Origin of the sequence: Bacillus sp. SM2101 (assembly GCF_018588585.1) — a bacterium.
GTDB lineage: Bacteria > Bacillota > Bacilli > Bacillales > SM2101 > Nanhaiella > Nanhaiella sioensis.
The window spans coordinates 62,887-76,686 of the sequence record NZ_JAEUFG010000017.1; the positions used below are offsets into that span (position 1 = coordinate 62,887).

The following is a 13,800-nucleotide window of genomic DNA, read 5'->3' on the forward strand; positions in this document are numbered from 1 at the left end:
GAGGTGGATTCAGGCCTTTAGTTTTGTCCTTAGTATGTCCATTGAGTCGATTAAGAATTAATTGTATATTTTTAGGATAGACGTATAAACCTGATGTAATGTTTGGAGAGTTAACAACTAATCTAATCACTAGATCTTTCATACTAAATGGTATTGGTGGACTAATATTCGGATACTTATTTTGAAAGAAAGGTTTTGAATATGCAATTTTAGCACACACGTTTCCCAATGTTTTTTTACAATTTATATTTATTCCACTCTTTTATTAGTTCTGATGAAACAACCAATTAGATTACAAAAGATCTTTTCTAACCCCGTCTCAAAAAAATTAGGACGGGGTTAAATGAATTTGAAGGCTGAGAAGTAAACAAATTTATTAATTGTAGATTCCAGTCTCTTTTAGAATTTACTTATAGAATAACATTTTTATCTAATCTCAACTCCCGCTGCATTCGTGTGTCCTCTCAAAATAATTTGAGATATCATAACGGACATTTCTTCTGGAGATTTATGATTTTCCTCTCTTAACCACCAATCTATTATTCCGACAAAAGCTGAGCTAGAAAAATGAAGAAGTACTTCTTTTGGAATTTTAAAATCAGCATCTGTCATTCCTAGATTTTTAAAATTTTCTTCGAATTTACCAATCATGACTTCCTCTAAGTTTTTTCTAAATTCATAAACTCCATGTTTTCCGAACATTACTTGGTAAAAGAAACGATGTTTTTCAACACTTTCATAAACTCTCTGAATGGTCATTTGATGGTTTGTTATTTTAAACTGTTGCTCTTCGATATGTTTATTAGAATCACCATAAGATGTGATGAGTTCTTTTAATACTACATCCATCATTTGCTCTAATAAATCATACTTGTCTTGATAATGTAAATAAAATGTCGCGCGGTTTATCATCGCTTCATCTGCAATGTTTTGGATTGTAATGCTATCAAAACCTTTTTGTTGGAGTAATTTTAAGAAGGCTTCTCCAATTAGTTTTCTCGTACGAGTGATTCGTAAATCTTCTTTATTTGCCATAATGTACCCATCCAATCATTTTTTTTATTATTTTAAACAACAATTCATTTTACGATGTCGTGTATTAAACAAATGAAGAAACATTGATTATTGTGTCATCGTAAATTTCAAATATAATAACAGTATAAACAACAGGTTATAAAATAATCAACATGTTGTTGGGTAATATACACTTATTAAATTGTGCCCTTGGAAGGAGAATCAAAAAAATGAATGTTGTAAGTTTAACAGATTGTATAAAACTAGAGAAAGTGTTGGTAGGTTCAAAAGCGATGAACCTATCTAAAATAAAATCAACAATACCTTCAATACCAGATGGATTTGTATTAACTTCAGATTCTTTTAAAAAATTTCTTACACATAACAATATCAGGTCCAAGAATAACCGACACATTCAAGAAGAAGTTTTAACTGCTGAATATCCAAGGGAACTGGAATTATCCATATCAAAATTTTTCAACGCTATAAAAACCAGTCCTGATGTAATACTAGCCGTTCGTTCTTCCTCAGCAATGGAAGACCTAAATAACGCATCCTTCGCAGGGCAATATGAAACAATTTTGAATGTGAAAAATTTGGATCAATTATTGGATAGTATTAAGCGTTGCTGGGCTTCGTATTTTTCAGCACACATACTAGACTATGCTAAAACCAATAATATATCTCTCTCGAATATCCAGATGGGTGTTTTCGTTCAACAGATGATTAACGCAGATGTATCGGGCGTAATTTTCAGCTCTAATCCAGTAACGAATAACCAAAACGAAATACTAGTAAATGCAAGTTATGGATTAGGAGAAGCAATTGTGGATGGTAGTGTAACTCCAGATATGTATGTAATTAACAAAGAAAACAAACACATTGTAAAGGAATTAGGTGATAAAAAGATCCAAATAATTGCTAAGGAAGAGGGAAATGAATCTGTAGTGGTTTCTACGGATCTACAAAAAATATTTTGCTTGGGTGACGAAGAGATTCTAGAACTAGTTGATATAACAATGAAAATAGAACATTACTTTGAAAATCCAGTAGATATAGAATTTGCTATAAAAAATAACATCATTTATATTTTGCAATCAAGACCTATTACGACTTTAAAAGGAGAAAATGTATAATGACATCCAATGTATATCATGTAGATTTAAAGGATTTTAAACAAAATTTAATAATATCGGAGGTAGAGAAGAAATGGTTTTGGGAATACAATGATGCACATTTCTCGAAGCCACTTACTCCCTTATTTGCTTCATTCATGGGCCCTTCAGTTTCTAGTGGGACATTGGAAGCTTTTGAAAAATTGAAACTCCCATTAAAACAATTTCAATTTAAAATTTCGAAAGGCTACCATTACCAAACAGTTAAAGTACATGATAACCCTGAGACGAGAGTAGCGGAACATAAAGAAGTGATGACAACAGTTTTTCCAAGAGCATCAGAAATTCTTTTTGAATATGTAGAAAATACTCTACTTCCATACTACAGCATACTGGATGAAGCAAAAAAACAAAAGTTATCCTTAGAAGAAGCAGAAGAAAGAGTGTTAGAACTTTATCAGATGTATTTGAAAATTTGGTCCATACACTTTGAAGTAGTGATGCCAAAAATGTCAATGGGGCTAGCTCTTGAGGAGATATACGGGAAGTTGTTAAATACCAAAGACACAACAGGAGTATATGATTTGTTATTAGGAACCATGAATAAATCAATTGAAACAGACAGAGAACTGTGGAGGCTTTCTTTAATTGTAAAAGATTCAGGAAATTTATCTGAAATATTTAATAATTCAGATGTGAATCATTTAAGTGAATCACTTAATAATGTGGATGAAGGCCGTCAGTTTTTAACTACTGTCAAAACTTTCTTGGAAACATATGGTTACCGTGCGAGCAATCATGAATTTAATGAAGAAACATGGGTGGAAAATCCGAATCATGCTTTAACATTGGTTAAAAACTATATTGAAAAAGATTTTGATTTCGAAGCTGAGCTGCAAGAAGGGATCAATAAGAGAGAACAAAAAGTGAATGAAGTATTAGCTAGAATGCCTGATGGGGAGTTAAAAGAAACATTTATTTCGCTTTATGGTATGGCACTAAGAATGTGGGGAATTAATGAAGACCATCATTTTTATATTGATGCGATGTTACCGGCAAAAGCACGTCTATTTTTATTAAATGTTGGAGGTTTATTAGTTAACCATTCTGTCATCGAAAAGAAAGAAGATATTTCTTACCTTTATTTAGACGAATTAGTTGAATTATTAAGACAGCCTAAGTCAGTATTTGACTTGATCAAAGAAAGAAAAGAGGAACATAAGAACAATGAAGCAATTACTCCTGTTCCTTTCTATGGTAATCGACCGGAGGGGCGTTCGTCAGATCCAATCACAGAAAGAATGTTTGGTACAAGAATGGCTGACTTAAATGAAGAGGAGAAAACATTTACGGGTTATTCTAGTAGCGTAGGAGTACACACTGGAACAGTAAAGGTTGTTAGTGATCAAAGTGAATTTGATAAGGTGAAAAAAGGAGATATCCTTGTCTGTAAAACGACTACACCACCATGGACAGTATTGTTTAACTTAGCAGGTGTCATTGTTACAGATGTAGGTGGAATTCTATCACATGCTGCTACTGTTGCAAGAGAATATGGAGTTCCTTGTGTAACTGGAACGAAAATTGCAACCTCTACACTAAAAGACGGAGATGTGGTTAAAGTGGATGGTGCTAAAGGTGAAGTTACCATTCTTGAATAAAACAAATCTGATTTTGTTGTCTATATTAATAGGGACGTTTTTAGTCCCTGTTAATTCAACAATGATCGCTGTTGGGCTTCCTAGTATTGCATCCTATTTGAATGTTTCAATTACTGATATATCATGGGTGGTTACTATTTATTTAATTGTTATGGCAGTCGTGCAGCCCATTGCGGGTAAATTAGGGGATTTATATGGGAATAAACAAGTAATGCAGATCGGGTTTATTGTGTTTCTTATCTCATCGATCGCTTGTGCTTTTTCTTTTAATTTGTTTTCTCTTATTCTATTCCGTTCTTTACAAGCACTAGGCGGTGCATTATTAACCCCAAATGCTACCGCGATTATTCGTTTCGCCATTCCAACAAAAAAATTGAGTCATGCTTTTGGTATTTTTGGCCTTACGATGGGTTTAGGTGCAGCAATAGGCCCCCTACTGGGTTCGTTTTTAATCCGTTCATTCAGTTGGGAAGCTATATTTGGGGTTAATATTCCTTTTCTGGTCATTGGTGTGATTGCCACTTGGCTTATTGTACCTAATGTGAACGATGCCCAACCTAATAACAAAACCTTGGATATAGCAGGTACTTTATACCTTGGTGCAATATTGACATTTATTACATTATTTGCAACCAAAAAAGAATTAATAACTGGTTGGACGACTCTTGTTTTATTTATCTTAGTTGCCTTATTTAGTTATCAAGAGCTAGTAAGCAAAGCTCCTTTAATTGAATTTAGTATGTTTAAAAATATCCATTTTACTACTGCAAACTTATTTATTATGATTAATAACTTTTTCATGTACAGTACGGTTCTTTTTATTCCTATTTCACTGAATCAGTTTAGTATCAGCACAATTGGTATGATGTTATTCTATTTTGCCCTATCTATGTCATTATCTTCATGGATAGGAGGGACATTGGCCAATAAGATTGGCAAGGAAAAAGTCATTTCTATATCCTTTTTCTTATGTTGCATCACAGCACTACTTTATTTCACGTTTAGTAATGAATCTTCTTATCCGTTTGTTGTAATTGCATTAATTTTTGGTGGTTTTTCTTCAGGAATTGGAATTGCCTCTATGCAGATCAATAGTTTGAAATCTGTACCAAGAGAGAAAGTGGGAATTGCTTCTGGCATTTACTCTACTTTTAGATATTTGGGTGGAATAATGGCATCCGTGGTAGTTGCTATTTTAATAGGTAATACATTCTTTTTTTTATTATTACTGTGTTTTTCAATCATAGGTCTTATCCTTTCACTTGGATTAGTTCTGAAAAATAGAACAAATTTAAATACAAAAAAATATGAGGTGAAAATATGAATACACTCATTATTTATACACATCCGAATCATTCCAGTTTATGTTATTCATTTTTGCAAAAAACTTTAAAGGGAATGAGAGAGAATTCCAATATTAAGGAAATAAAAGTACTCGATTTATATGAGGAAGGATTTAATCCTGCGCTTGTATTTAATAAGGATAAAAGAAGAAGGGACATGCATAAGGATCCTGATTTAAAAAAGTATAGAGATCAAATTATTCGGGCAGATAAAATTGTTTTTATTTATCCAATTTGGTGGGGAAGACCACCAGCAATGCTTTTAGGCTATATAGATCAAATATTCTCAACAAATTTTGCATATAAAAATGTTGGGAAAATTATGCCAGAAGGGCTATTGAAGGGAAAATCTGTTGTTTGTATCTCAACAATGAAAGGACCGGAAATTCTTTATCCGTTACTTATATTGAGAAATTCCCATAAGCGTTCAATGGAAAAGTTAGTATTCAATTTTGTAGGAATTAAAGATGTAAAGTTTTTTGAATTCGGTAATATGGAGAACCAGAAAGGAAAACATACAAAAAAACTAGAAAAAGTTTACCAATATTTTCAGCAAATAAGTAGCTAAGTAAACTCAGTAATATAGGGAGAGAAGTAAAATGAAAAAAGTACTATTAGTGAAAGCAAATCCACAACAAGAGAAAAAATCTTATTCACTGCGTTTAGCAAAAACGTTTATTGATGAATACCAAACGCAGAACCCAAATGATCAAATTATAGAGTTAGATTTGTACAAGGAAGAGATTCCTTTTATTGATGGTGATGTGTTATCTGCTAGAGGGAAGGTCGTGTTAAAACAAGAGCTTAATGAAATAGAGTTAGAGAAAATAAATAAAATAAACCGACTAGCCGACTTATTTTTAGAGTCAGATAAAATCATTTTCTCTGCACCTATGTGGAATTTTGGTTTTCCACCTATGGTAAAGGCATATATTGATGCCATATCCATTGCAGGCAAAACTTTTAAGTACACAGAGAATGGACCGGTGGGCTTAGCAGGAGATAAAGCTGTTGTTTTACTTGAGGCACGTGGGGGGATTTATTCAGAAGGTTCAGGAGCAAGCTCCGAGCATACAAAAAGCTATTTAGAAACTGTCATGAATTTTTTAGGGGTTAAAAACTTTAAAGTTGTTTTGTGTGAGGGTGTAAATTTAGATCATTCAAAAGCTGAAGAGATATACCTTGAAGCAGCTAACAATGCAAAAGAGGTTGCAAGATTATTTTAATTAAGTATAACTATCGCTCTTCTTGGCGTGTAGAAGGTACCTAACGTTGTTGAAAGAAATTTCAGTAGGAACTTCGAATTTATGAGTATGGGAAATATGGACTTACTTAATTGGGGCTTAAATTCATATAATCTAATCATAGTTCCTTAAGACAGTATATATTGCAACATTGGCAGCCATTTTTTATTATCCGTTTGTTAGGGTGAATCCACCTAACAAGTTCTCTATCTGAACGTCATCTCACATAAAGATGTAAAAAATGTCTTGTTGGATATTTTGAACCATTTTTTAAAACTATTAAGATCATAAGTATAATGGCGACCATTGAGGTGTACAAGTACTATACGTAGTTATGTAAATGATTATAATCCTGTTGAAAAGGAAAACGTTGGAGCTATTAAAGATGAATTGCTTGAAGAAACTTTATATGTCAGATATTTTTCTTACCTTAATAAAATTTACTTTGAATTTGTCCTGTGTGTGAAAAATAGAAAGAATAAGTGGAGATATCAGAAGACATATTGTTCATGAAAGTACGTTAAATTACTCATTTCATCATGGTGATGTCCTCTATGATAGAATCCATATTATAATGACTGATACCCCAGAAGATAGTGTTGAAAATTAATAAAATGACAATAGAAAAGAATATATCAGAAAACGAAAGCGATATACATTGTAGGCAGTCACACTAATGTTGAACATAGGGAACTTATCTTTAATATCACTTCAGCACAAGCTCTCTCAAATGAAGTGAAAGAAGATGTTTTTCTGAAACATAATAAATATTGTGTTGAATAACTATTATTCTTATTGGATGCACCAACAAATAAGGAAAACACATTATGTATTACATTGGCATGGTGACATGGAAACTGCCCTACTATTTGATTAAAGTAGGGCAGTTCTTGTGTTTATTTATCTTTTTGAAAAGTAGTGACATTTATACATCTGCAATTACTTTCTAATTCTAAGGTAGGGCTTGATCCGACATCTATAAGGGAGAGTTGGTACATATGACAACCTAATCCTGGTTCATCACAGACTGTATTATTTGGAGTTAATGTGTAGGGGTTGGATCTTTGTTCAAACACATTGTAACTACATAACGTTGTAGTATCCCCTCCTGATATTCGTTCAACTACATAATTGATATTAAGGGTGCCACCTGCAACAGCTATTTTTTGTATATCTATCATTGTATCAATTTTAACAACCAAGTCCTTTTTTGTGACCTTTAAAGCTTCTGTTGTTAATGATATATTCATAAACGATGTAGAGGAACTATTATCCGACAAAGTTATAGTATCAAATTGACAATTGCACATTAGTTCATTGATTGTCTTCCCTTTACATTGACAGTCTGCCAAAAGAGTTCATTCCTTTCAGTGATATTTCAAAGTGATTAAATGCATCTCTTTTATATAGTAAATGTATGATTAATTACCTGTGAAACTGGCAACTGTCTACATATTCAATTTATTAGAAAACTGCATGCTTAGTGAGTCGATTAGTTCCAGTTTTTCAAAAATGGAAAATAGGAACTAATTAATTTTACATAATCAGGAATTCATTTTGCACTATTTAGTAACTTAGCTACCTTCGTCCGTTATTAACATAGACTTCTGTATATTTTAGTCACGCTAAACACGTTAGTCCAACCTTCTATAGAAAAGAAAAATACATATATAGTATACTCAACTACAAGAGGTGACAATTACTAATGAAAGATAGAGATTGTAAATGTAGAGTTGTCCCACCACTACCTCAAGGACCAACAGGACCAACAGAACCTGAATCAGCATTTAGAGCTGAAAATAATACTCAAAATCAAACTTATAACATCCCGACTGTTACTGATCTTGTTAATTTCCCTGATGAAATATTTGATTTGAATAATGAGTATTCTCCTTCGTAATTTATTCCGAGTCAATCAGGAACTGTATAGAAATAATGAATTATGATATTAAACACAAGTTGAATTGTGTTAATAATTAAATGTTATTCCACAAAATGGCTCAAGAAGGTAGGAAAGACTATCTGGTCTAATTTAATGAATAATAAGTACTTTTATACATTAGAAATCCTAATGTTCTTCAGCAAATGACGCTCATCGGCAATTGATTAGCGTCTTTTTTATTTAAGGCAATGAATTTGGAATATAAGATTGTCTAAATATTACAGGTTTGAAATAATTGGTGTTAAGTATAAATAGCATTTATGAATTATAAAATATTCATACAGAAAGTAGGTTTACTTTGTGGATATACAATTATTATTTGAAGAATCTATTAAAGAGGTTCAAGAGTTAGATCCTGGATATGATGATCATGCTAGTGATGTGTGGTTAGTGAAAACAGATGAGCAAGAGGTAGTGGTACGTTCTTCGCGAATGAGTGACGAACCAAGCAATGAGTTTTGGTGGGGTTGCAAGAGCTTATTTGGAATTGATCCGAGAAATGTGTTTGGTTTAGAACAAGTAAATAATATACTCCATGATATTTCCCCCATTCCAATTCCAAAGGTATTAAAAAAGAGAACTATTTCTTCAAGGGAATTTGTAGTGGTAGAAAAATTAACTGGAGCAGTTGTTCAATCATTTAAAAATCAACCTCCGTCAATATTACAGAATCTTGGAGAGGGATTGGCTAAAATTCATCAATACCAAGTAAATTACGTGGGTAGTCCGTCTGGAAATTTTAAAGTTCCACTTGAGAGGTACAAACAGCATGTAAATGAGATAATTAGGGATTTAGTTTTAAAATTTCACAAAGATCATGCAGCAATACGAGAGAAACTTCCTGAAATGTCCGTTATGATTGAGAATCTCCCGAATCCGCAATTCACTACTTTTGTATTAGTTGATATCGATCCAACACAATTTCTGTCAAACAATCAAGAGTTAACTGGACTAGTAGATACCGAGGCATATGTTATAGCTCCACGAGAGTTAGATTTTATTGGACTTGAGTATATCTTAGACAAAGATAATGTTAAGGATTTTATCACTGGCTATGAAAGAGTTAAGTCTATTCCTGATTTGAGTAATTGTAGATTACCTTATCGTTATTTATACCGTTTATTATCTGTTCAAGGCGATGTAGATATTGATAAATGGCTAAATCATGATAATTTATTTTAAGATAATATCCATACTCAATAAAACTAGCTAATGTTTGTAAACATTTTTCAATGAAAGACGTTATTTATTCAAGCGATACTAAAACTGTCCATAACAAAAAACCTTCCAAATATACATTTTGGAAGGTTTTTTTGTGATTATATTTAGTAACTAGGTTATATCTCGGAAGGTTGTTTTACTTTTAAATAACACGTAGATCTTATGTAAGAGCTTATTTACAGGCTACCCTAAATTATGTGTATTGGTTTTAAAGTTGACATGAAATTTTAATCTTTCCATTTACGTATAAACTATTAGGGAAGCTTTTTTGAAATATCAAGACGCTCAGGAATAATTAAGTATGGATAAATACTGGAGACGAATAAGTTATAAACATTGCATTTACAAATCATCAGCTACAAGTATATCTACATCCTCCCGTTCATCATATTCTATAATTTACATTTACCTTCTTGTTTTGAAGTGTGGCTTGAACATTCATTGTATTAAATCAAAACTGCATCTGAACCTTCCGAACGGATGAAGAGATAGTGCTTTTACTTAAGTGGAAAATTCGCTAACGAAATAGCTGTCTTTATTCTTCCGAAATAAGTATATTTATAGAATCTTTAAAACTATCATGATCATCGTTCTTATTAATGAAGTCTATAGCCGTTTTTTTGCACGATGCTAACAATATACTCATATTCAATAATTTTAGTTTCCATACTAGGGTCATTTAAATGAAATTTTATTTCCATGCAGGAAAGGAATATTAAGTAGAGATGATCTTTTTTGGGGTAAAAATCTATTCTCCCATCTCATGATTGACCAATTCACATATGTTCTGTACACTTAGATAAGTTTGGATCGGACAATAAGAAGGTGATGTATATGAGAATAGTAATAAATGGTTTGGATGATCCGCGATATCAACGTCCAATGGAACTAATTACAGATTTATTTTTTGAACAAAGCGAACTATCGTTTAATAATATTGATGATCCAACATTAATTGTTAAGGTTGATTTAGACGAGAGTATTAACGCTTCAGCTACTGCTAAATTGCATGTACTTGCGACAAATCATATATATGAAGCAAAGATGGAAAAATCGCTTGCTTCTTTTGAAAGTGAAAAGGAACGCTTTACTCAAATAAAAAATATCGTTTTATATGTGTATTTATCATTGTTACAGCAGCATACAAAAGTGAGACAACCATGGGGATTATTAACTGGGATTCGCCCAACGAAATTACTTCATAAAAAACTTCAGTTAGGTATAGCTAAAAAACAGGCTCATAACGAGCTTCGTGATAACTATATGATTTCAGATGAAAAAATACAACTGATGCAGCAAATTGTGGATCAACAGCTTTCAGTTGTGCCAGATCTATATCAATTAAAGAACGAAGTAAGCATTTATATCGGAATTCCATTTTGTCCAACGAAATGCGCATATTGTACCTTTCCTGCTTATGCGATAAATGGTAGGCAGGGCTCAGTAAATTCATTTCTGGGGGGACTCCATTATGAAATGCGTAAAGTAGGAGCTTGGTTAAAAGAAAATGGTATTAACATTACGACTATATATTTCGGTGGTGGAACACCTACAAGTATTTCAGCAGAAGAAATGGATATGCTTTACGAGGAAATGTATGAGTCCTTTCCGAATGTTGAAAATGTGCGAGAAATTACGGTAGAGGCTGGTCGTCCTGATACAATTACACCTGAGAAGCTCACTGTGTTGAACAAATGGAAAATTGATCGTATAAGCATCAATCCACAATCGTATATTCAAGAAACATTAAAAGCAATTGGACGCCATCATACGGTTCAAGAAACGATTGATAAATTTCATCTTGCTAGGCAAATGGGGATGAATAACATTAATATGGACCTTATCATTGGATTACCTGGAGAAGGTAAAGAACAATTTCACCATACATTATCAGAAACAGAAAAATTAATGCCTGAATCATTAACGGTGCATACTTTATCATTTAAACGTGCTTCAGAAATGACAAAAAACAAAGCTAAATATCCAGTAGCAGATAGACAAGAAATAGCTGAAATGATGGATATAGCTACTGTATGGACCACTGAAAAAGGATATAGACCTTATTATTTGTATCGACAAAAAAATATCCTAGGAAATTTAGAAAACGTTGGATATGCTCTTCCTAACCAAGAAAGCATCTATAATATTATGATTATGGAAGAACAGCAAACAATTATTGGATTAGGCTGCGGGGCGTCGAGTAAACTTGTGCACCCACAAACCGGAAAAATAACTAGGTTTGCAAATCCTAAAGACCCGAAAACGTTTAATGACGGTTACGAAAAGTATACACATGATAAAATTTCTATCCTTTCAAATATATTTTCTGATTGAAAAATTGCATTATTTCACTAAAAAAGTTGCCCTTGAAATTTTAACTTTCCTGGCAACTTTTTTTAGTGAATTATATTTTTAGAATATTCACAAAATTAAAGGTGTTTTACTTTTTTTTGATGAAATATATATTGGAATGAATTACTTAAATAATAGTAAAAAGGAGGAATTTTTTTGTACATGACTATTGCCAGATTATTTGAACAAACGGTCGCTAAATTTCCTGAGAAGGAAGCGTTGGTCGATGTTGCTAAAGGTTATAGGTTAACTTATGAACAATGGGACATCGAGGTAAATAAGTTAGCAAATGCGTTACTTTCCTCAGGGGTGCAAAAGGGTGATAGAGTATCAACCTATCTTTTTAACACGAGTGAACTAGCAACGGTCCTTGTAGCTTGTGCTAAAATTGGTGCTATATTTAATCCAATAAATTTTAGGCTGCAACCAAAAGAGGTAGCTTACATTTTAAGTGATGCAGAACCAAAAGTACTTTTATTTGAGAAAGCCTTAGAACCTCATATATTTGCAATTCATGAAGAATTTACAAACACCTCCTTCTGGTATATAAACGAAGATACTCCTTCTTATGCAGTAAGTTATGATGAAAGATTAAAACTAGCTTCTCGAGTACAACCTCAAGTGAAAATTAACGAAGATGATCTCTACGCAATTATGTATACGAGTGGTACGACAGGAAGGCCTAAAGGTGTCCTTCACCGTCACCGTGATATGGTTGAACAAAGTATTATTTGCCTTACCGCTCTGAAAATAACTGATAAAGATCGAGGTCTTGTCACAGCGCCGATGTTTCATTGTGCTGAATTACATTGTTGCTTCATACCGAGGATACATGTCGGAGCAACTAATGTCATACTCCACCATTTTGATCCACAAAGCGTGTTAAAAACAATTGAAGGAGAAAAAATCTCAGTTTTGTTTGCAGCACCTACGATGTGGAATATGCTGTTGCAGGAACAAATTGAACCTAAATCACTCACTTCATTACGCTTAGGGCTGTATGGTGCAGCGCCAATGGCTCCTGTATTAGTAAAGTCAATAAAAGAGATAATGGGAATTGATTTAATACAAGCATATGGTATGACGGAGATGGGTCCTGCGGTTTCGTTTCTTATGGAAGATGAACAATTACTCAAAGTAGGGTCTGCTGGCAGAGCATGCATAAACCACGAAATACGTATAGTACGGCCGAATGATGATGGCCCTGCAGATCCGGAGAATGTTCTGTCTCCAGGAGAAGTAGGGGAAATCATTGTTAGGGGTCCTTGTATGATGGAAGGATATTTTAATCGTACTGAAGCATCGGATAAAGCGATGTATAAAGGATGGTATCATTCAGGAGATCTAGGCTATCTTGATCAAGGAGGATATTTATATGTAGCAGATAGAGTTGATGACATGATTATAAGTGGGGGAGAGAACGTATATCCGAGAGAAGTAGAGGACGTACTCCATGCATATGACGGAGTGCTAGATGTTGCAGTACTTGGCGAGCCAGATGAGGTATGGGGAGAAAAAGTCATAGCAATAATAGTTAAAAAAAATCCACAGCTAACGGCAGAGATGTTAGAAGACTACTTGAAAAATAGTGATCAGCTTGCAAATTATAAACGACCTAGAAAATATGTTTTTATAGATGCGCTACCTCGCAATGCGAGTGGAAAAATCCAAAAGTTTTTACTTCGAGAGCAATTGACTAACACTCAAGTATAAATACCTTCTTTGAAGGCTCTTTTCGTACACTTTGAAGCTATTGTTATCAAATTAGAAAAATAAAAAGTGGTTTAATATTGTTAGTCATAATGCTAAAGAGGAAAAGCTGCCATGAACTATAGTAGTTAACGTGTTAAATAGATCAATTGGGAAATGAAGCTGAGATGATTGCAGAGTTTGTTATGAAAAGTGGAG

The 13,800-nt window shown here is 33.1% G+C and carries 11 protein-coding genes; 9 read left to right on the top strand and 2 right to left on the bottom strand.

The features are described 5' to 3' along the window. Positions 1–426: 426 nt before the first annotated feature. A complete protein-coding gene (locus JM172_RS16280) occupies positions 427–1,035 on the bottom strand; it encodes a TetR/AcrR family transcriptional regulator (protein ID WP_214483432.1) in 609 nt (202 codons plus the stop codon). A gap of 209 nt (positions 1,036–1,244) precedes the next feature. Between JM172_RS16280 and JM172_RS16285 the strand changes: the two genes are divergently transcribed. Genes JM172_RS16285 through JM172_RS16305 form a run of 5 tightly spaced genes read left to right on the top strand, consistent with a single transcriptional unit; the run spans position 1,245 to position 6,359 of the window. Further along, on the top strand, positions 1,245–2,150 hold the full coding sequence (locus JM172_RS16285; RefSeq protein WP_214483433.1) for a PEP/pyruvate-binding domain-containing protein: 906 nt from the start codon (positions 1,245–1,247) through the stop codon (positions 2,148–2,150). Continuing rightward, entirely contained in the window at positions 2,150–3,790 is a 1,641-nt protein-coding gene (locus JM172_RS25240; protein ID WP_214483434.1) for a PEP-utilizing enzyme, read from the top strand. The genes JM172_RS16285 and JM172_RS25240 overlap by 1 nt, the downstream gene beginning before the upstream one ends. Then, positions 3,783–5,114, top strand: a complete 1,332-nt coding sequence (locus JM172_RS16295) for an MFS transporter (protein ID WP_250886715.1) — start codon at positions 3,783–3,785, stop codon at positions 5,112–5,114. The genes JM172_RS25240 and JM172_RS16295 overlap by 8 nt, the downstream gene beginning before the upstream one ends. Beyond that, complete coding sequence (locus tag JM172_RS16300) at positions 5,111–5,701, top strand: NAD(P)H-dependent oxidoreductase (protein WP_214483435.1); 591 nt, start codon at positions 5,111–5,113, stop codon at positions 5,699–5,701. Before JM172_RS16295 ends, JM172_RS16300 begins: the two co-directional genes overlap by 4 nt. 31 nt (positions 5,702–5,732) lie before the next feature. Next, complete coding sequence (locus JM172_RS16305; RefSeq protein ID WP_214483436.1) at positions 5,733–6,359, top strand: FMN-dependent NADH-azoreductase; 627 nt, start codon at positions 5,733–5,735, stop codon at positions 6,357–6,359. 914 nt (positions 6,360–7,273) lie between these two features. Here JM172_RS16305 and JM172_RS16310 read toward each other — a convergent pair. Beyond that, the gene (locus JM172_RS16310) at positions 7,274–7,729 is read right to left on the bottom strand and encodes a hypothetical protein (RefSeq protein WP_214483437.1); all 456 of its coding nucleotides are present in this window, start codon (positions 7,727–7,729) and stop codon (positions 7,274–7,276) included. A gap of 353 nt (positions 7,730–8,082) precedes the next feature. Here JM172_RS16310 and JM172_RS16315 point away from each other — a divergent pair, with 353 nt between their 5' ends. From JM172_RS16315 to JM172_RS16330, 4 genes are all read left to right on the top strand, one after another. Next, complete coding sequence (locus JM172_RS16315) at positions 8,083–8,277, top strand: hypothetical protein (RefSeq protein WP_214483438.1); 195 nt, start codon at positions 8,083–8,085, stop codon at positions 8,275–8,277. Positions 8,278–8,619: 342 nt separating this feature from the next. Continuing rightward, positions 8,620–9,501 (top strand): aminoglycoside phosphotransferase family protein, encoded by an 882-nt coding sequence (locus JM172_RS16320; protein WP_214483439.1) that lies wholly within the window; start codon positions 8,620–8,622, stop codon positions 9,499–9,501. Positions 9,502–10,374: 873 nt separating this feature from the next. Further along, positions 10,375–11,874, top strand: a complete 1,500-nt coding sequence (locus JM172_RS16325) for a coproporphyrinogen III oxidase (RefSeq protein WP_214483440.1) — start codon at positions 10,375–10,377, stop codon at positions 11,872–11,874. A 174-nt stretch (positions 11,875–12,048) separates the two neighbouring features. After that, on the top strand, positions 12,049–13,605 hold the full coding sequence (locus JM172_RS16330) for a fatty acid--CoA ligase (RefSeq protein ID WP_214483441.1): 1,557 nt from the start codon (positions 12,049–12,051) through the stop codon (positions 13,603–13,605). Positions 13,606–13,800: the final 195 nt, after the last annotated feature.